At 38.3% G+C, this 19,699-nt stretch carries 21 protein-coding genes; 15 read left to right on the forward strand and 6 right to left on the reverse strand.

Annotation, left to right across the window (positions count from 1 at the left end; genetic code table 11):
- Positions 1 to 303 precede the first annotated feature (303 nt).
- The 4 genes from TES1_RS03550 to TES1_RS03565 all read left to right on the forward strand — a co-directional run bounded on the left by TES1_RS03550 (position 304) and on the right by TES1_RS03565 (position 4,657).
- Positions 304 to 1,782, forward strand: a complete 1,479-nt coding sequence (locus tag TES1_RS03550) for a sodium/proline symporter (RefSeq protein WP_042680283.1) — start codon at positions 304 to 306, stop codon at positions 1,780 to 1,782.
- Positions 1,783 to 1,887: 105 nt separating this feature from the next.
- Positions 1,888 to 3,219 carry a type III ribulose-bisphosphate carboxylase gene (rbcL, locus tag TES1_RS03555; protein WP_042680285.1) on the forward strand — a complete coding sequence of 444 codons (1,332 nt, stop codon included), beginning with the start codon at positions 1,888 to 1,890 and terminating at the stop codon, positions 3,217 to 3,219.
- A gap of 125 nt (positions 3,220 to 3,344) precedes the next feature.
- Positions 3,345 to 3,923: a thymidine kinase gene (locus tag TES1_RS03560; protein ID WP_042680287.1), complete on the forward strand. Its 579-nt coding sequence runs from the start codon at positions 3,345 to 3,347 to the stop codon at positions 3,921 to 3,923.
- Positions 3,924 to 4,039: 116 nt separating this feature from the next.
- Complete coding sequence (locus TES1_RS03565; RefSeq protein WP_042680289.1) at positions 4,040 to 4,657, forward strand: ArsR family transcriptional regulator; 618 nt, start codon at positions 4,040 to 4,042, stop codon at positions 4,655 to 4,657.
- Here the strand turns inward: TES1_RS03565 and TES1_RS03570 are convergent.
- Both TES1_RS03570 and TES1_RS03575 read right to left on the reverse strand, forming a co-directional pair.
- Complete coding sequence (locus TES1_RS03570) at positions 4,654 to 4,857, reverse strand: 30S ribosomal protein S17e (RefSeq protein WP_013467090.1); 204 nt, start codon at positions 4,855 to 4,857, stop codon at positions 4,654 to 4,656. The two genes, TES1_RS03565 and TES1_RS03570, sit on opposite strands and share 4 nt — an antisense overlap.
- 87 nt (positions 4,858 to 4,944) lie before the next feature.
- On the reverse strand, positions 4,945 to 5,169 hold the full coding sequence (locus TES1_RS03575) for a hypothetical protein (protein ID WP_042680292.1): 225 nt from the start codon (positions 5,167 to 5,169) through the stop codon (positions 4,945 to 4,947).
- Between the two features lie 96 nt (positions 5,170 to 5,265).
- Here TES1_RS03575 and TES1_RS03580 point away from each other — a divergent pair, with 96 nt between their 5' ends.
- The 3 genes from TES1_RS03580 (at position 5,266) to TES1_RS03590 (ending at position 7,837) form a co-directional block, all read left to right on the forward strand.
- Positions 5,266 to 5,700: a DUF371 domain-containing protein gene (locus TES1_RS03580; RefSeq protein ID WP_042680294.1), complete on the forward strand. Its 435-nt coding sequence runs from the start codon at positions 5,266 to 5,268 to the stop codon at positions 5,698 to 5,700.
- Between the two features lie 80 nt (positions 5,701 to 5,780).
- Complete coding sequence (locus tag TES1_RS03585) at positions 5,781 to 6,449, forward strand: TIGR00703 family protein (RefSeq protein WP_042680296.1); 669 nt, start codon at positions 5,781 to 5,783, stop codon at positions 6,447 to 6,449.
- A gap of 44 nt (positions 6,450 to 6,493) precedes the next feature.
- Positions 6,494 to 7,837 carry a glycerate kinase type-2 family protein gene (locus TES1_RS03590; protein ID WP_042680298.1) on the forward strand — a complete coding sequence of 448 codons (1,344 nt, stop codon included), beginning with the start codon at positions 6,494 to 6,496 and terminating at the stop codon, positions 7,835 to 7,837.
- Positions 7,838 to 7,941: 104 nt separating this feature from the next.
- Here the strand turns inward: TES1_RS03590 and TES1_RS03595 are convergent, their stop codons facing one another.
- Both TES1_RS03595 and TES1_RS03600 read right to left on the reverse strand, forming a co-directional pair.
- Complete coding sequence (locus tag TES1_RS03595) at positions 7,942 to 8,256, reverse strand: PTS sugar transporter subunit IIB (RefSeq protein ID WP_042680300.1); 315 nt, start codon at positions 8,254 to 8,256, stop codon at positions 7,942 to 7,944.
- A gap of 71 nt (positions 8,257 to 8,327) precedes the next feature.
- On the reverse strand, positions 8,328 to 9,620 hold the full coding sequence (locus tag TES1_RS03600) for a PTS ascorbate transporter subunit IIC (RefSeq protein WP_051408165.1): 1,293 nt from the start codon (positions 9,618 to 9,620) through the stop codon (positions 8,328 to 8,330).
- 393 nt (positions 9,621 to 10,013) lie between these two features.
- On the opposite strand from TES1_RS03600, the gene TES1_RS03605 reads away from it, so the two are divergent.
- From TES1_RS03605 to ptsP, 3 genes are read left to right on the forward strand one after another with little or no spacing between them, the layout of a single operon-like run.
- A complete protein-coding gene (locus tag TES1_RS03605) occupies positions 10,014 to 11,276 on the forward strand; it encodes a Cdc6/Cdc18 family protein (protein WP_042680301.1) in 1,263 nt (420 codons plus the stop codon).
- 5 nt (positions 11,277 to 11,281) lie between these two features.
- Entirely contained in the window at positions 11,282 to 11,758 is a 477-nt protein-coding gene (locus TES1_RS03610) for a PTS sugar transporter subunit IIA (protein ID WP_042680302.1), read from the forward strand.
- Positions 11,755 to 13,428, forward strand: coding sequence for a phosphoenolpyruvate--protein phosphotransferase (ptsP, locus tag TES1_RS03615; protein ID WP_051408166.1), 1,674 nt, complete (start codon positions 11,755 to 11,757; stop codon positions 13,426 to 13,428). Before TES1_RS03610 ends, ptsP begins: the two co-directional genes overlap by 4 nt.
- Here ptsP and TES1_RS03620 read toward each other — a convergent pair.
- A complete protein-coding gene (locus TES1_RS03620; protein WP_042680303.1) occupies positions 13,406 to 13,876 on the reverse strand; it encodes a PTS sugar transporter subunit IIA in 471 nt (156 codons plus the stop codon). The genes ptsP and TES1_RS03620 overlap by 23 nt on opposite strands.
- A 381-nt stretch (positions 13,877 to 14,257) precedes the next feature.
- Here TES1_RS03620 and TES1_RS03625 point away from each other — a divergent pair, with 381 nt between their 5' ends.
- From TES1_RS03625 to nagA, 4 genes are read left to right on the forward strand one after another with little or no spacing between them, the layout of a single operon-like run.
- On the forward strand, positions 14,258 to 14,530 hold the full coding sequence (locus TES1_RS03625; RefSeq protein WP_042680304.1) for an HPr family phosphocarrier protein: 273 nt from the start codon (positions 14,258 to 14,260) through the stop codon (positions 14,528 to 14,530).
- Between the two features lie 11 nt (positions 14,531 to 14,541).
- Positions 14,542 to 16,110, forward strand: coding sequence for an SIS domain-containing protein (locus TES1_RS03630; protein ID WP_042680306.1), 1,569 nt, complete (start codon positions 14,542 to 14,544; stop codon positions 16,108 to 16,110).
- Between the two features lie 12 nt (positions 16,111 to 16,122).
- A complete protein-coding gene (locus tag TES1_RS03635; RefSeq protein ID WP_042680308.1) occupies positions 16,123 to 16,860 on the forward strand; it encodes an SIS domain-containing protein in 738 nt (245 codons plus the stop codon).
- 20 nt (positions 16,861 to 16,880) lie between these two features.
- Positions 16,881 to 18,047, forward strand: coding sequence for an N-acetylglucosamine-6-phosphate deacetylase (nagA, locus tag TES1_RS03640; protein WP_042680310.1), 1,167 nt, complete (start codon positions 16,881 to 16,883; stop codon positions 18,045 to 18,047).
- Between the two features lie 46 nt (positions 18,048 to 18,093).
- On the opposite strand, the gene TES1_RS03645 is transcribed toward nagA, so the two are convergent.
- Complete coding sequence (locus TES1_RS03645; RefSeq protein ID WP_042680312.1) at positions 18,094 to 18,888, reverse strand: SPL family radical SAM protein; 795 nt, start codon at positions 18,886 to 18,888, stop codon at positions 18,094 to 18,096.
- Between the two features lie 51 nt (positions 18,889 to 18,939).
- On the opposite strand from TES1_RS03645, the gene TES1_RS03650 reads away from it, so the two are divergent.
- Positions 18,940 to 19,695 (forward strand): heparan-alpha-glucosaminide N-acetyltransferase, encoded by a 756-nt coding sequence (locus TES1_RS03650; protein ID WP_042680314.1) that lies wholly within the window; start codon positions 18,940 to 18,942, stop codon positions 19,693 to 19,695.
- The last annotated feature ends 4 nt before the right edge of the window (positions 19,696 to 19,699 follow it).

The following is a 19,699-nucleotide window of genomic DNA, read 5'->3' on the forward strand; positions in this document are numbered from 1 at the left end:
TTAGAAAAATCTTTTTTTGTCGAAATAGCATCATTTGCATTTTCCAATTTGTGCATATTTTTGTCTAAATCTCACAGAGAAAGGGAATTTATGAGAAAAACTTGGTTCGATATTTGTCGAAAAGCATAACGCTTATATATGTAAAAGATGTTATTTATTGTGCACTAACGTCTAAGGGGGTGCATGCAGAAATGGGGGCTGCAAAATTTGTTTTGTTTGTATTACCAACTTTGATCGTTTTGTGTTCTGTACTAATTTATTACATTACAGGAAGAAAAGAATAAACAGCTCGGAGGTGAAAATGTGGCAAATGCATATGAAATGTTGAAAAATCCCATAGCTTTGGTGGCGTTTTTGTTTACATTGTTATTACCAATATTTGTTGGATTTTGGGTTATGAGAAGGACAAAGACTGAAGAAGACTTCTTTGTTGGCGGTAGGGCGATGAACAAAATTGTCGTTGCGTTGTCAGCGGTTTCATCAGGAAGATCCTCATGGCTGGTGCTTGGATTAAGTGGTATGGCATATAAGTTAGGTGTCAGTGCAGTATGGGCAGCTGTTGGTTACATAACAATGGAGATGTTCCAGTTTGTTTATATGGGGATAAGGCTAAGAAAGTTCTCAGAAAAATTCAATTGTATTACAGTACCAGATTACTTTGAAGCGAGATTTAGAGACAATTCAAAAGTTCTTAGAGTATTGGCATCGATAATCATAGCGTTGTTCTTAACAGCTTATGTTGGTGCCCAGTTCAACGCTGGAGCTAAGACATTAAGCACAGCCTTAGGATTGAATCTCTTTGTTGCGTTGTTGATTTCGGCAGGTATGATACTGATTTATATGGTTCTCGGTGGCTTCATTGCAGTTGCCTATAATGATGTTATCAGAGCAGTTATAATGATCATTGGTCTTGTGCTGTTGCCTATTGTGGCCATACTCCACATTGGCGGTGTAGATATGATGCTACAAATCCTACAGCAACTGAATCCAAAGTACGTTGATCCATTTGCCTATGGTGCTGGATTAATCATAGGATTCCTGGGAATTGGTCTCGGTTCACCAGGTCAACCACACATTATAGTTAGATATATGTCAATAGATGATCCAGACAGACTTAGGGCATCAACAGTTATTGGAACTTTTTGGAACGTTGTTTTGGCTTGGGGTGCAATTTTCGTTGGACTTGCAGGGAGAGCGTTATTCCCAGAGCCAAGCATGCTTCCAGCAGGTAATCCGGAGATGATTTATCCATGGCTCTCATCTCAGTACTTTGGACCACTTTTATATGGAATTCTCATGGGTGGAATCTTTGCGGCAATTCTTTCAACAGCAGACTCACAGCTTTTAGTAGTTGCATCAACAGTAGTCAGAGACTTTTATCAAGAAGTCATAAAGAAGGGTGTAGCATTAGATGAAAAACAAGCCTTGTATTTGAGTAGAGTTGTAGTTGTTGTAACCGGCATATTTGCAATACTTCTCGCTTACTTTGCCAAGGATCTCATATTCTGGCTTGTGCTATTTGCATGGGGTGGACTAGGGGCATCAATAGGCACAACATTGCTGCTTTCACTTTACTGGAAGCGGACAACAAAATGGGGTATCGCAGCAGGTTTTATTGTAGGTACACTTACAACAATTATATGGAAGCTCTACCTCAAGGCTACAACGGGGATTTATGAATTAGTACCAGCATTCTTACTCTCACTACTAGCAGTGATAATAGTTAGCTTGATAACAGAGCCTCCAGAGAATGTGGATGAACTTATGAAGGCAATGGAATGATTTTTCTCTCTATTCTTTGAATTTATTTGACACATTTCTGACCAATAATGTTTATATATTCCTCCATACAACCTTATTATTACTCAGGAGAAGGAGGGAGTAAAAATGCCCGAGAAGTTTGAGATATATGACCAATATGTAGATAAGGAATATGAACCAAATCCCAAGAGGGATTTGATAGCGGTTTTTAGAATAACCCCCGCAGATGGTTTTACAATTGAGGCTGCTGCTGGAGCAGTTGCTGCTGAGAGTTCTACAGGAACATGGACTAGCCTGTATCCATGGTATGAGCAAGAAAGATGGGAGGACATGTCTGCTAAAGCCTATCACTTCCACGATATGGGAGATGGGAGTTGGGTTGTGAGAATAGCATATCCAGTTCACCTCTTCGAAGAAGGGAACATGCCTGGAATGCTAGCTTCAGTTGCTGGAAACGTCTTTGGAATGAAGCGTGTTAAGGGGTTAAGACTTGAGGATATTTATTTACCAGAAAGATTTCTGAGAGAGTTCAGTGGTCCAGCTCATGGTATTGAAGGTGTTAGAAAGATATTTGGCATCAAAGATAGACCCATTGTGGGAACTGTGCCCAAGCCAAAGGTTGGTTATTCTCCCGAAGAACTTGAAAAACTCGCTTATGACCTACTCAGCGGCGGAATGGACTACATCAAGGACGATGAAAACTTGACCAGCCCATGGTACAACCGCTTTGAGGACAGAGCGGAGGTTCTTATGAAAGTTATTGAGAAAGTCGAGAACGAGACTGGCGAGAAGAAGTCATGGTTCGCCAACATAACGGCCGACATAAGGGAGATGGAGAGAAGGCTTGAAATCTTAGCAGATTATGGAAATCCACATGCAATGGTTGATGTGGTTGTTACAGGTTGGGGAGCTTTGGAATACATTAGAGACTTAGCTGAAGATTACGGCATCGCTCTGCACGCCCACAGAGCAATGCATGCAACATTCACAAGAAATCCCTATCATGGTATTTCAATGTTCGTCTTAGCCAAGCTCTATAGAGTCATAGGTCTCGACCAGCTCCACGTTGGAACAGCTGGAGCAGGAAAGCTTGAAGGCAAGAAGTGGGAAGTTATACAATTTGCAAGGATCTTTAAAGAGAAACACTATGTTCCAGAAGAGAATGATGTCTTCCATCTCGAGCAGAAGTTCTATCACATAAAGCCAGCAATGCCTGTTAGCTCTGGTGGGCTTCACCCAGGTAACCTTGAGCCAGTCATAGATGCTCTCGGCACCGAGCTTGTTCTTCAAATCGGTGGTGGAACCCTTGGACACCCCGATGGACCAAAAGCTGGAGCGATGGCTGTGAGACAGGCTTTAGATGCCATAATACAGGGAATACCTCTCGATGAATACGCAAAGACCCACAAGGAACTTGCAAGAGCTTTAGAGAAGTGGGGTCATGTAACCCCAGTTTGATTTTCCTCTTCCTTTCTAAATGTTTATACAACCTTCAATATTTTTCCTTTCAAGTTGCCTTTCTGTCAAAATTTGAATAAAAAGATGTTTTAACTACTTTTCTCTCATCTATCTTGGTGAGTCAAATGCATCCAGAAGGATTTTTAGAAGTCATAACTGGTCCAATGTTTGCTGGTAAGACTACGGAGCTTATAAAAAGAATCGAGAGGCAGATGTTTGCAAAAAGGAAAGCTGCACTCTTTAAACCGTCAATAGACAATAGATACAGCGAAAGTGAAGTAGTAGCTCATAACGGTTTGAGATATGAAGCATACGTTATTCCAACCACAGAGGAAGGAGTCAAGATGATTTATAATATAACAAAAAAAGAGAAACTTGAAGTTATAGGTGTTGATGAAGTTCAGTTTTTCCCATTTTCAATTGTTGAAACCCTGAATAAACTAGCGGATGAGGGTATTTATGTCATTGCTGCTGGGCTTAATCTTGATTTTAAGGGAGATCCGTTTCCAGTTACCAAGGAACTTTTAGTTAGAGCTGACAACATAGTTTACTTAACTGCAATCTGTACTGTTTGTGGAGCACCAGCAACGAGAAGCCAGCGTTTGATTAATGGTAAACCTGCACCTAGAGATTCCCCTGTAATTCTGGTTGGTGGGCTTGAAAGCTATGAAGCGAGATGCAGAAAACATCACATAGTCCTCTAGCTTTCGTCTATCTCAATTTTTGGTTTTAGCCTATCCGAATTACTTTCGCTCTTTTAACCGAAAAGCTTAAGTTTAAACTTTTCTAACATTAAGTTAGATAAGTGGGAGGTGAGAGTATGGTATTAAATAACGAGATGGGGAAGTTGCTGGATGTATTGGGAAATGAAACCAGACGTAGGATACTCTTACTTCTCACCAAGAGACCCTATTTTGTTAGTGAGCTTTCTCAAGAGCTTGGTGTAGGGCAAAAAGCAGTTCTAGAGCATTTGAGAATTTTAGAAAGAGCTGGATTGATTGAGGGAAGAGTTGAGAAGATACCAAGAGGGAGACCAAGAAAGTATTACACAATCAAGAGGGGCTTTAGACTTGAAGTTCTGTTGACACCTTACTTATTTGGAACAGAGATGTACGAACCAAAGACTCCAAGGAAGACAGTAGAGTATGAGCAGGCAAAGGAACTGATTAAGTCTCAGGAACCAGTAGAAACAAAGATCAGAGGACTTGCAGAATTTCTGAGAGAAATTGAGGAAAAAATCAGCGAACACATGAGGGCTAAGCAGGAGCTGGAGGAAGTGAGACTTCTCACAGAGGCATACATAGAGAACTTAATGCGCAGAGTTGCCCAAGAAAGCGAGAAAGAATTTGACGAGTTGTTAAAAGAAATTGAACCTTTCCTACCGAAAGAATTCATAAATGAGCTGAAAAGAATAAAGAAAGAGCTATATACTGTTTAAAGTATTTTTCCTTCCTGCTTCATCCTAACAAGTTTTGTTAGATAGCCCGCAATTCTGTTCCTGATTGTTTTGCTTTGTACTGTTGTAAGCTCCTGAACTTTCCTTTTATTGTGCTCGAAGTCTGTTGTGAATTCGTTTGGGTACCTATCTAAAAGCTCCCTCGCAACCCTCTTAATGAAACCTTGCCTTATGTTCCCCATTTTCATCCCTCCGATAATCTTGACATCATGTCCAATAGCTCAATCAAATAAATCCGTTTTAAACTTTTCGTGAAATTCACTTCTGGCTTAATAAACTTTAATGCCGTATTTCTCGGCCTCAGCTTCGAACTCATTCTTACGCCTCTTTCTTATCGCCTCTCTTATCTCTCTCATAAGAAACGGTAGGATGCTAAGCCCTAGTATCACAAAGAAAGTAGGCAGGATCCCATAATGCACGAAAGCATAAACTGTTAAAATTATGAAGATCACAAAGAACACAGGCAGGAGTAACATGAACAGGAAAGTTCTCATAGCACCACCCCAATAGTTTAGGTAGTATGCAATTCCTTTAATATTTTTGCCCCCTATTAGTGTTATTTTTATAAACCCTCGGCTAAAGTTTAAACCATGCTGAAGGAGGTAATTCACTGTTACGGTCATGAGAATGTTAAAGCAACTCATAAATCAACTCTGGAAATTACGAAAGAAGACTTTCTAACTCCCAGGGGGGATTGTATAATTTGTATCAAAGCCAATAAGAGCTTAAAAGAACTCAATGAAGAATTTAAAAGGGCTCTTAAATCAGGGAAAAAAGTCAGAATCAGGGTCATTGTTGATAACTTTGTTGATGAAATAATTGCCTCTGGGGATGAACGTTTGACTTTTGAAAATGATATTTCAATGGTCATACGAAAAAGCACATATGTTGATGGACGAACCCTTGCAATTAAGGCAAACAAAGCAGCTAAAGATATTGATAGGAGGATAATTGAAAAATTAAAAGACCCGAATCAAAAAGCTGTCATTGAGTTAATCATAGATGATGACCCCGCGCAGCGCTGATGAAAAGATGATGAGGATTTTAAGTGCTGACCAAAAATTTAAATATCTCTTTTTGTTTTATTAACTTTTGGTGAAGAAAAATGCTTGAAGGGTATTACATAATTGAGAATTCTGGAGTGGTACCAGCAGAAAGGAGATTTAAGTTCAAGGATTTAAAAGCATGGGGTTATGATTTACATTTGGGAACGATAGAAGGTGAAAGAGCTTATTTCGTTTCAGGCGCTGGGGAAAGGGAAGAAGGTGAGACATACACAGTGAAGGGAAAAGAGTACCACATCACAGAGACACAGCAAGAGATTCCTTCAAACGCGAGACTTTTAGCTAAAATAGTTATTGAAAAAGGTCAGCCTTACCTAGTTTTCTGGCTTGAGGAAGAAGAACAAACTTTTCCTCTGGCAAAAGAAGACCCGCGAATAATTCTCAGGCGCTTCTGGGAAGCAAAGAAGTTTAAGCAGCTTTTGAAACATGTTAATAGTGTAGGCCTAACTACAGACTTTTATAAGGATAATGTGTTTACAAGAAGCATCCCACTACCTTATGAAGAGTATCCACCGAAGGTCAGACGAGTTCTCAGAGAAGTTAGAGACATCCATAGAGATTTAACAGGCTTTGGTAGGTTTGTGTTCCAATATTATGGGGAAGAGGACAAGATGCACAACTACCGTCTCTGGTGGCTTTTACCTACGATTTACCTTTTTGACGTAGAAATAGCAAATGAAATTGACAAGATTTTGGGAATGCTCGACTAAAGGTTTTTTACCTTCCTTTCTCTATTCTTTTTTGGTGAGAATAAATGAAAGTTAATCGTGATGAACTTCTAAGTTATGGTGACGTTACGGCTAAAGAAATAGCTCTAACTCTGATGGAAGAAGCGATAAAAAGTTCAGATCCCTATGAGGCCGTCAAAAGAGCTCTGAAAATGGAAGATGAGAAGATAATTGTTAATGGAAAAGAGTTCCCAATTAAAGGCAAAATCTACGTTTTAGCTTTTGGAAAAGCTGCCTGTTCGATGGCCAAAGCTGTTGAAGAGATTCTCGGAGATAAACTTGAAGAAGGAGTTGCTGTTACAAAGTATGGTTATGCACTTCCATTGAAAAAAATAGAGGTCATCGAAGCTGGACACCCAATACCGGATGAAAACTCAATGAAGGGAGCTTTAGCTGGTGTTGAACTTGCTAAAAAGGTTGACAAAGATGATATTCTTCTGGTGCTCATCTCTGGTGGCGGCTCAGCCTTATTCTGCTTACCAGAGGATGGAATAAGCTTAGAAGACAAGATAAAGACAAATGAACTTTTGCTGAAGAGCGGTGCAAAAATCTATGAGATTAATACCGTAAGAAAGCACATTTCAAAGGTTAAGGGTGGAAAATTGGCTAAACTTGTGAAAGGAACGCTGATAAGCTTAATTCTCTCAGATGTTGTTGGAGATCCCTTAGAAGCAATAGCATCTGGGCCAACTGTTAAAGACCCAACGACTTTTGAGGATGCCTACAGAATTTTGAAAGTCTATGGGATATGGGATAAGATTCCAGAGAGCGTCAAAAGACACATAGAGAAGGGTCTCAAAGGGGAAGTTGAGGAGACGCTCAAAGAGGATTTGCCAAATGTTTACAACTTCATAATCGGCAGTGTTTCAAGAGCTTGTGAGAGTGCAAAGAGGAAAGCGGAAGAGCTTGGTCTAAAAGCGTACATCTTAACGACGACACTTGAGGGAGAAGCAAAAGACGTTGCTTTAGCTTTGGGCTCAATTATAGAAGAGATTTATAATAGAAACAGACCTTTTAAGAAGCCCGTAGTTCTGATAGCTGGAGGAGAAACGACAGTTACAATTTTAGGAAAAGCTGGCCTAGGTGGGCCTAATCAAGAGATTGCTTTGAGCATAACTAGAAAAATCTCTGGATTGAGAGGGACGGCAGTTTTGGTAATGGATACAGATGGAACTGACGGTCCCACAGATGCTGCTGGAGGATTAGTTGACAGTTATACTCTTGAGATTTTGAAAAAAGAGGGGATTGATATTGAGGAGTATTTAGCAACTCACAGCACTTATGATGCTTTGAAAAAGGCGAAAGCTTTGCTCATCACAGGACCAACAAGGACGAATGTTAATTCGATTTTCATAGCTGTTCTCCTTTGATTTTCCCAAAATTAGTTTTTACACGTAGATTTCATTTTGTCAAATCAAGAATACTTAAAAATTTTGAAAAAAGTTAAAGTTATTGATTTAATTATCTTAGGAGATTAAGGTTCTATCGCATTCATCTTAGATAATGCTTCAAGAAGTTTGGATTTTATCTCTTCTTTGTCAACGAGATTTTTCAGAGGGACAACTATTTTGTCCGAACCTTCAAATTCATCTGCATGAATTACAGAAGCAACTATTATGTCTGCATCACTTGATTTTGCAGTTAAGAGTTCTGTATGTTCCACTTTTGCTGGGATCCCAAGTTCTTTCAAAACATCCTCTACAAACATCCTCATTATTAACGAACTACCTTGACCAACACCACAAACTGTAAGTATTTTTAACTGCCTATCAAGCTTATATTTCACCATGATACCACCCCTTAATATGTTGCTAATTGAAAAAATAAACTTTGCCTTTGCTAAAAAGAAAATAAGGAAAATCAGAAGATTGCACCTAGTATAGCCTTAAGGATTGCAACTATAGCGTACCAATCTGGATCTCCAAGCGTTGCGAGTTCAGCACCATATGTTAAGAATTGTAAGGTTAATGCTTGTCCAATTGCTAATATGAATCCGTTAAGTGCTCCTGCAAACACCGCACCTTTCCATCCTCCAGTTTTGTTTCCAAAGACTGCTGCTGCACCACCGGGGAAGAACAGCATTATCATTGGGGGAACTATTACTGCAAATCCTGTGGCTATGAACAGTGCCATCATTACTAAGAACATACCAAGACCGCTCAAGAAACCAATAATAACTGCTGTTGGAGCATATGGGAATACAACTGGACAGTCAACAGCTGGGATAGCTCCTGGAATAACTTTCTCCGAAATTCCTTTGAATGCTGGGACAATCTCCCCAACAAACATTTTAACACCCGTAAGGAGCACAACAATTGCTGCTGCGAAGTAAACGCCTCTTAAGACTGCCCATATTATTGGGTTTAAATCTCCTGCTAAGTTCGCTACTGTATCTGGTGTCTTGATGTATCCAGCTATAGCTGCAACAACCATAATAATTCCCAAGATGACAGCAGTGCTGACAGCATAATCTTTTAAGAATGAGAGTGCTCTTGGTAGGGTTATATTTTCAGTACTCTCCTCAGGTTTTCCAATACGTTTTCCTACATGGTATGAGATTAATGCTACAAGTGATGATGTATGTGCATAACCGATAGCATCAGAGCCTATTATATCTCTCATTGCATGGTGAATATATGCTGGCTGTATGGTCCAATAAATTGCCATTGTAACTGAACCTAGGAGTATAATTTCTTTTGCTGTAGCATTGGGGTTTATGGTCAAAATCACTGCAACAACTAACAATGATACCCACCACATGAGATGACCAGTTAGATATACATGGCGGAGCTTAGGCACGACTCTTACAAGTATTAAGTGTATGATAAAAGCAACTGTCATTATAACTGCAGCATAACTTCCATATTGGCTTATCAAGTCATTTAATGGCACATAATTAGGCGGATACTTTGGAGCAACTCCTGTTGCAGCGGTTATAAGGGATTGGAAGTTTACCAGCTCATCAACGAACAATCCTGCTCCAGCAAGCATCATAACTACTCCAATCATGACCTTTGCTGTTCCTGTCAATACTTCATTGAAAGGCTTCTTCTGGAGCACTAGTCCAACAAATGCCACTATACCCAAAAGGATTGCAGGTTGTCCAAGAATATTCGTTCCAATCCAGGTCAAGACATCCATAAAGGCAGCCATGAGGATCACCAATATTAGTTTTTGGGCTTTGTTTATATATTTTTTGGTGATTGGGTTGTTGTTATTGTCGTATTTGGCGTATAAAGCTTGTATAGTTCTTTGTTGTTGAAATAGACAGACGACGTTATCATTTGTAACTACTAAGGAATATCTAACAATCTGCTATCATTTCCTAATATTCTTCTGAGATATGTCATATCCTGTAGTTGTTATAACTACTATTTTTCGTAATACAACGGATAATCGTGTCACTTACAGTTTGGTATTTATCAAGATTTCTTCTAAAAATATTGAATAATGTAATTCAAAGACTAACTAAAATCCCTCAAATTTGCCATAATAACACTTAAATATCAAGTGATAACTATCTATATATGGGTGGTTAGTACGAGTATGAAGTTTAATCTCAAGGAAATTCTACGTGATGAGATGCAAAAAAAGACTATCATCATAAATCCCGGTGTTCTTACGGAGAGCTATGTGCCTGATTATCTGTTGTTTAGAGATGAGGAAGTTGCTCAAATAACTAGGCATCTCGGTAGGTATTTAAGTGGAATCCAACCAGGGAATCTGTTAATTCATGGACCCCCTGGAACTGGGAAAACTCATGCTATAAAAATCGTTGCAAAAAGTTATAATGAATTTGTAAACGAGACTGGCATTAATTCAAAAATAATCTACATCAATTGTAAAGATAAAACATACTACCAAACCTTAGTCGCTCTATTGCATGGATTGGGAGTTGAGTTTCCAGAGAGAGGTCTCGGTGTATCTGAAGCTGTTGAAGCTCTAACTTTATACTTAAAGGAGAGCAACGGAAGGCATGTCTTCGTTTTTGATGAGATAGATAAGCTAAAACGAACATATAGAGACAAAGAGGAGCCTATGAATGCCCTAATTTACAGGATGTCTAGATTAGATGAACTTCTAGACAAGGAAGGTCCATTAATTATCATGATTTCAAACAAAAGCAACATAATTGAGAAGATTGAACATGCAACGAGGGCAAAATTTACTCCTCAAACTATTTATTTTAGAGAATATAACATTGAGGAATTATATCAAATCTTATTAGATAGAGCTGAACGAGCGCTTGCTCCCGGAAGTTTTACTACAGAGGCAATAGCATACTTGGCAGATCTTGTAAAAAAGAATGAGCGAGATTTAAGATGGGGTTTTAGAGTCTTAATTGAAGCTGCACTAAGAGCTCATGATAAACTCACAACAGAGCTCATTGACGAAGCGGTCAATGTCGTTGATAATGACATGCTCTCACAAGTAGTTCACTCCCTAAGTAACCATCAACTGATTGTTCTTTGGGCAGTTGCATTTTTGGAAAACGTTAAAATATTACCCGTGACTGGAGAGTTGTATCATGTATACAAACTGGTTTGTGAAGAAGTTGGATTAAAGCCTAGAAGCATGAGGCATGTCATGCATTATATAACACCGAAGATTGAAAGCATGGGACTGATTACTTCTAGAGAGAAGGGTCAAGGAAGAGGGAGAGGAAAAACTCTTGTTTTCCATTTAGAAGAAAACCCAGAAAAGATACTAAAGCTGGTTGAATCTGTTCTCTCAGAAAGGATGCATAAAGAGTTCAAGCCTGAAGAGATTCCAGAGTTCATTCAGATAAGCTTTCAAAGGAGGCGGTGATGTGAATGGATCTTCTTAGAAAAGTTATAAAAGAACTCACCCCTCAAGTGATACAAGTCAACGCAGAAGTAAGGAACTGGATCGATGCTGTTAAGCTTAGCGGAGAATTGTTATACCAAGTGAGTAAAATCTCTAATACATATATCAAAGCTATGATAAAAACGACACAGAAATTAGGTCCTTATGCTGTTATTGCTCCTGGTGTTGCTTTGCCTCATGCTCGACCAGAAGATGGAGCATTAAAAGTAGGGATAAGTGTAGTCACACTTAAGAATCCAGTGGATTTTGACTCGCCCAATGATCCAGTTAGGATTGTAATTGCTTTTTCTGCCCCAACAAATTCTCAGCATCTTCAACTTTTGAAAGAGCTTGCTACGATACTAGGCAATAGAGAGTTCAGGAAAAAGCTCAGACGAGCAGGAAGTCCTGAGGATGTTATCTCAACATTTAGGTGGATTATTCAGGAAGAGGTGAGGATATGACTAAAGAAGTCATCCTTCGAGGAATCGCGGCTTCATGGGGGATTGGCATTGGAAATGCGATTGTTGTTAAAGTTCAGTCTTATAAAAATACTCCTCAATTAAGAGATAATCCTATTAAAGCACTAGAAAAAACTAAAGAGAGAACTCTGAACATGATTAATGAGCTTATCAGCGAAGTTACACCAGAAGTTGCCGAAATATTGCGAGCTCATAAATTAATGGTTGAAGCAATCATAGAAGAAGCATTAGAATTGGTAAAGGCTGGAAAAGCACCAGAAGAAGCTATAACTATAGTTACGGACAAATACATAGAACTCCTGAAAAATTCAGGTTCTGCAGTAATCCAGCTAAGAAGTGATGATCTTGTTGATATAAAGAACACTCTACTCCAGAATCTTTTGGAAGGTGAAGATTTCAATATCAAAGAAAATTCAGTCGTCGTTGCAAAAGAGATTTATCCATCCCAGCTTATTAAATACTCAAAAAAAGGTGTAGTTGGTGTTGTAACAGAGAAAGGAAGCTACACCTCGCATGCTGCTATAATAGCAAGAAATCTAAAGATACCAATTGTGTTCGGAATCAAAGACGCCACGAAGATCATCAATGACGGCAATTTGGTAATTGTCGATGGATTCTCGGGTAATCTTATCGTTAATCCTTGTGAAAGCACAATAAAGAAGTATATAAAAAGGAAGGAGATTTTTCGGGGCTTATTTAAAAAATTCGAAGATGGAAAAGATGAAATTGCTGAAACTAAAGATGGGAGAAAAATCCTCGTAATGGCAAACGTGGGGAATGAAGATGACCTAAATACCGCATTGCTGAATGGCTGTGATGGTGTGGGTCTCTTTAGGCTAGAGTTCTACTTTATGAACACCAACTCTTTACCATCTCCTCAAGAGCTGGCTCAAATCTTTGAAAAATTTGCTAAGAAGCTTGAAGGAAAGCCCCTGACACTTAGACTCCTAGACATTGGAGGAGACAAAGAGATACCCTATTTAGAGATCCCAAAAGAACACAATCCATTCCTTGGTCTCAGAGGAATTAGATATCTCCTTAAGCATGAAAAACTGCTTAAAAACCAACTTGAGGCAATAAAATTGGTGAAATATAAAAACATGAAGATCATGGTACCCATGGTTAGTACAGTTGAGGAGATTAGGGAACTTAAAAAAATAATTGAAAAAGATAAAGGTGACAAGAAGATTGGCATAATGGCGGAAGTACCTTCAATAGTGTTCATGGCAGATAAGATAATGAAGGAGATCGATTTCATAAGCATAGGGACGAATGATCTCACTCAATACATATTCGCTGTGGACAGAACAAATGAAGATGTCTCATATCTATACGATGATATGCATCCAGCTGTTTTAAGAGCCATTGCTATGCTTACAAAAGAGGCACAAAGGGCTAATGTCCCAGTAGAGGTATGTGGAGAGCTTGCAGGAAATCCCCTTGCTGTGCCAATTCTTATTGGTCTCGGCATAACTGAGCTTAGCGTTTCCCCGACTTTGATTCCAATGATAAAATGGATAATACAGAGGTTATCGTATAGGGAAGCCAAGGAATTAGTGAAAAGGGTGCTCGAATTGGAGAATGGGGAGGAAGTAAGAGAAGAGGTTAGGAAATTCTTTAAGAATATACTTAAGATTGAGCTTCCTTGGTAGTGCTTTTTTCATATGCTTTTATTATTTCCAAAACTTCCTCTGGAGTCTTTGCAGACATAATCTCTCTTCTGAAGTCTTCATTTGATAGCAATAACGCTAATTCTTGAAGTATGGTTATGTGAGAACTCTTATCGGGAGCTGAAAAAGCCATTACGACCTTAACTGGATCATTGGGTGAGCCAAAATTTATGGGATCTTTCAATACAACTATGCTGAATCCTACTTTTAATGCTCCATCTTCTGGTCGAGCATGAGGCAAAGCAACACCAGGAGCAATAACAGCATAAGGACCTAGCTCCTTTATTGTTCTAATCATTCCGTCGATGTATTCTCTTGTAATTTTCCCAGTTTTATAGAGCAGTTCACCAGCTATTCTTACACTTTCCTGCCAATCTTTAACCTTAACTTGGGTTAGAATTTCTTGGACAGATATATGCTCCTCAAGCATTATTTCCACCAAATACATTTCTAAAGGTTTAATTTATAAATATATCTTCCATAGTGTTTGTATCGATAAAATAGAGAGATTACATTTGTTCTCAGAGATATTTATCGGATGTATTACGAAAATAAATAGTTACTTTTCAGGATTATTTTAATTCTTTTTTTCCAAAACTTCAAACTCAATTAACTTACCTTGGAAGGGGCAGAATTACAAATGATAACGTCGTCTGTCTATTTCAACAACAAAGAACTATACAAGCTTTATACGCCAAATACGACAATAACAACAACCCAATCACCAAAAAATATATAAACAAAGCCCAAAAACTAGGATATGGGTGTCATCTTACTTTTCATCTCGGAATAATCTCTGGAGGAAATAACCATGATAGAAAAAAGAGTGGAAATTAAAAACAAGAGTGGACTTCACGCACGACCGGCAGCAGTTTTCGTTGAGACAACTAAAAAGTTTAAATCAAAAATAACAGTGATAAAAGAGGGCAAATCGGCAGATGCGAAGAATATATTACAGATTCTGGCACTTGGAGTAGATTATGGAGATGAAATTGTACTGCAAATTAGCGGAGAAGATGAAGAAGAAGCTGCAAGGGAGTTAATTGATTTACTAGAGCGTGTTTTACCTTCAGAAGACAAGTAAAGGGATAGAAAATGTTTGGAAATTTGGGTATACTTTGGAAGCTTGAAGACGGTTCTCACGTCCTAACATCTTTGGATTATCCTCATGACATTATTATTTTGAACAAGTCTGTTAAGATATATCATAACAAAACTCTTTCCAATGTAAACTACCCTGAGAGATTCATATTCACGAACAATCGATATGAAACTGGGCTAGAATCGATATATATCTCCAAAAATCCAAAATTAGTCGTAGCCTTTGAAGGTGTTGCAGATTTTGAAATGATATTTGATGAGATTCTCATTAGTCTAAACGATAGTAACATAGATAGTAACATGCTTAGCCTCCTAAAGAATAGTGAGGGAGTTTTCTCTGTAGTTGGATATTACAAAAAGGGAGAAGATGAGAGGATATTTGCCTTTTCTAACTATCGCCAAATCTATGTAGATAAGGGCATCATAACAACCATTAAAATACCCAAAGCAAGTTACATTTTGTCCACTAACTCCTTGATAACATGGAGTCCAAACGAGTTTTTAGGTGTAACTAAGAAAACACCTGAAGGGTCAACTGAAATACCCACATACAAACATTTCATGCTGGAAGAAATTCATGAAACTCCATACATCCTTAGGCGTCTTCACGCACTTAGCAGAGACAGGAGAATTAAGGAATCGGCAGTTTTGCTTCAAAATGCTGAAAAAACTTATGTAATAGGTAATGGCTCCTCATTAAATGCTGGTTTTGTACTTCCATATTTGCTTCAAGATTTTGATATTGTTCCAATGTCATCACTCGAGTTCATGTTATACAAGCTCGATAAAGTGAGCAAGGACGACTTAATAATAGCAATAACTCAATCAGGAAACACTTGGGGCGTGGTAGAGGCTTTGAAAAAACTAAGGGCATCACAAGTTAAGATAGTTTCTATTACAAACAATCCATTTGGTCGTGTTTCTAAGTATTCTGATGTAATTTTACCAGTTTTAGCAGGTCCTGAGCTTGCAATACCTGCAACAAAAACATTTGCTGGAACCTTAGGGGTTCTGTATCTGTTATCTTCATCTTTGCTCTCTGATTTATCAAAGGAGCACACATTACTTAAGACTGCAGAGACACTTGAGAGTTCAATTTTAGTCTATAACAACAAGGCGAGAACTATTGCAGAGAAACTTCATAGCCCTTCTGGAGGTTACATAATATCAGCTGGATTAACCTTTCCTATAGCAATTGAAGGGGCTCTCAAACTTAAGGAAACTGCTTATTCTCATGCTGAAGCGATTGAGCTTGAAGAATATCTCCATGGACCTAGTGCTGCCCTTTCCCAGGAAATGTATGCTATCCTTATCCTTCCAGTTGAAAATCTAGCAAGAGAAAGGATACTCAAGAAATTTGACAAATTTGGCATAGGTAACCAAGTCATAATTGGCAATCTAGGTGACTTCAAAGATGAAAATGTTGTTCAAATTAATGCAGATGGCATATCCTATCTATTCCATGTAACCCTATTTCTACAGTTCCTTGCATACTGGTTTGGAGTTTATAGAAAAACTCCTATAGATGCTCCTAGAGGTCTTTCGAAGGTTGTTTCCACATGAGGAGGTGTTAATATGGATGTTATGGAGAAAGCATTTAGTATTGTATCAGCCCTATTAGAAAGAGTGAAAAACGAAGAAAGGAAGAATATCAAAAAGGCTGCCAAAACTCTGGCGGAATCACTTAAACGTGATGGCATTCTACACATAATTGGAGCAGGACACTCAGCAATCATTGGAGAGGAACTAGCTTATAGGGCTGGAGGCCTTGTTCCGGTCAATCCTATAATAAATACGGATATCAACGTTTATCATGGAGCTCTTAAATCAACAGAAATGGAACATTTAGAGGGATATGCAGAAGTCATATTGAAGTCAATGAACGTCCAAAAGGAGGACGTTGTTTTGATCGTATCCAACTCTGGGGTCAATCAATTCCCAGTGGAAGCTGCCATTAAGGCAAAGTCTCTTGGATGTCCTGTAATAGCAATAACTTCGGTAGAATACTCAAAGAGCTTAGCACCAAGAAACAAATATAACAAACACCTATTTGAAGTTGCTGATGTTGTTATAGACAACAAAGTACCCAGAGGGGATGCGGCATTAAAGATCCCGGGATTTGACATGAAAGTCTTCCCAGTGTCTACAATCGTAGTAGCTTTTATAGCTCAGACTCTTGTTGCAGAAGCAATTAAAATACTTGTCGAAGAGGAAATAGAACCTCCAGTATTTTTAAGTGCACATTTACCAGGTGCTCAGGAACATAACATCAAGGTTATCGGGAAGTATAAATCACGTTTGAAGTATCTTTAAAGTTTTGCAAGGTGAGATATATGGGAAAGTCAATCCTAACAAATGTGAGAATAATAACACCATTTGAGGAAATTTTCCCAGGAACAATTGAAATTGAAAATGGAGTTATAAAGAGAGTTTATGCAGGGAAAAACCCTATAGGTGAGAATTTAGAGGGAAAAATCATTGTTCCTGGATTCATTGACATACATACTCATGGAATAGCGGGACTGGACATCACTTACAGTTCTATGAACGGGTCAGAGGACAATGTTGAAGAGACATTGCTTAAGATGAGTGAAAAATATTTGAGTCATGGAGTTACTCGGTTTCTCCCTACTACCGTAACTGCGTCACATGAAGTCCTTTTAATTGCCTCTAGAGGAGTGAAAAATGCAATCGCGTATCAGAAGAAATCTTGCATAGGAGCAATAATTGAAGGGCTTCATCTGGAGGGACCTTATATAAGCAAAGAAAAAAAAGGAGCTCAAAATCCAGAATTTATTAGATTACCAAGCATTAAGGAACTCAAAGAGTACTGGGAAGCGTCAGGAGGAAATATAAAAACGATAACCATAGCTCCTGAGCTTGAAGGTTCTGTGGAGTTTATAAGCTATGCACGGAACCTTGGTATATACATTTCATTAGGACATACAAATGCAACATATGAGAAGACAAAAGCTGCTATTTACGCAGGAGCAAATAGGGCTACTCACCTTTACAATGCAATGAGACCGATTAACCATAGAGAACCAGGAGTTATAATTGCTGTTTTAGAAAGTCCTCAAGTTTATCTGGAGATTATAACCGACCTAATACACATTTTACCTCAGATAATAAACTTTACAATAGGACACGCTGGAATTGAGAGAATTGTGACGATAACAGATTCAATAATTGCAACAGATCTACCGGATGGGGAGTATTCCTTAGGAGGACTAAAAGTTATTGTTAAAGACGGCATATGCAGATTAGAGGATGGAACTTTAGCAGGGAGTACTTTAACAATGGACAATGCCTTGAGAAATCTCGTTAGCATCGGTATTCCTCTAAAAGATGCTGTTAGGACTATGACATATAATCCAGCAAGAGCAGTGGGACTCTATAAGGTAGGTGCAATATTGCCTAGTTATTCCGCAGACTTGGTAATCATGGATGAAGAACTGAACATTGAGGCGATATACGTGAGAGGAGAACAAGCTATATAGTTTAACTTCGTTCTTCTGTTTTTACTTATACCTCAAAACTTATGAATCAAATTTTTAAAAACTCCCATCCTCTTTTATGTACCTCAATCCCCTCTGTTTTTACATTTAGCCTCTTGATTTCTCCTTTTAGTCGCTTTACGAATCTCCAAAACTTTTCATCATTAACCATAATTTCATAGCTTTCTGGATAGTTATCTCTCAAAATCCGCTGGAACTCTTTTCCACTTGCTCTTAAGTTTAATACCTCAAAGAAAAAGTAGTCTGCAAAGGATTTTGTTTCCCTAACAATTGCTTCAACATCTGTAACCTCTGGAATTATGGGACTTATAAAAGCGTATGTTTTTATCCCTTCTTCATGGAGAACTTTTAGAGCATTAATCCTTGCTCTCTGAATTGGAGCTAAAGGCTCAAAAAGCTTCTTTTCTTTTCCTTCAAAGCTGTTAACTGTCAAGCCAACTTTAATGTTCTTAAACTGCCTAAAAATATCAATGTCTCTAGTAACAAGAGGGGACTTTGTAAGGATGCTTAAGTTTATTCGCTTGCTCATATTTTGTAAAATCTTTCGTGTTAGTTTCATTTTTGCTTCAATTGGCTGATAAGAATCAGAAATGCTTGACATTACAACTTCTCCCTCTACATACTTTCTTGAAAGCTCTGGAGCGTTGACTTTTACTTCAACCCAGGTTCCCCACTCTCCGTAAGGCTTCCACTTGCAGATAAACTTTGCATAACAGTATTTACAGGCAAATTGACACCCAACGTATTGGTTAATAACATAATCAACGCTAGGAATTCTGCTTTTTGTGTAGATGCTTTTGACTCTTGTTTCTATTATCCTCACACGCACCACAAACTTAAATATTCATAGAGGATTAATACATTTTTGATACAGATGTTTAACAGTCAAATTTATTCCTCTAGACGCTTTTGGGAAGTGGATTTTGTAAGAGGACTTGGAATCATAATGATGGTTATTTCGAACTTTATCACCGATTTGCAGTATTTTCTCAATTATTCAGAGCATCAGATGTTTTGGAGAATTTTTGCCTATACAACAGCATCGATATTTGTCTTTATTTCTGGGCTATCATTTTGGATAAGCTATTCACGAAGCATAAAGAAAAACCCAAGACCGTATAAGAAGTACTTGAAGAGATTTGCAAAGCTCTTTGGATTGGGCATTCTTATAACAATCACAACAAAGGTTCTCCTAAGTTCTGGAACGATATACTTTGGAGTTCTTCACTTCCTTGGAGTTGCTAGTTTGTTGGCAATCCCCTTTTATCGCTTTAGAGAGAAGAACATCTTTTTTGCAGTATTCTTTTTGTTGGGAAGTCTAATTGTCTCTAGAATAACTGTTAACTCTCTCCTCCTGCTCCCTATAGGCATAACACCCTCTGAATTTTTCACGCTTGATTACTTTCCAATATTTCCTTGGTTTGGCGTTTATTTGCTCGGCATGACTATAGGTTCTCTTCTCTATCCAGATGGGACAAGAAGATTTAGCTTGAACTTTCCAAAGATGATGCCAGTTGAGTTCATATGTTTAGCTGGTAGACATACATTAAAGATTTATCTCGTTCATCAGCCAGTTCTTGTGGGATTATTACTGCTAATTTACGGCTCCTTGCCAAATTTAAGTCTGTGAGGTG

It is taken from the genome of Thermococcus paralvinellae (assembly GCF_000517445.1).
GTDB classification, from domain to species: domain Archaea; phylum Methanobacteriota_B; class Thermococci; order Thermococcales; family Thermococcaceae; genus Thermococcus_B; species Thermococcus_B paralvinellae.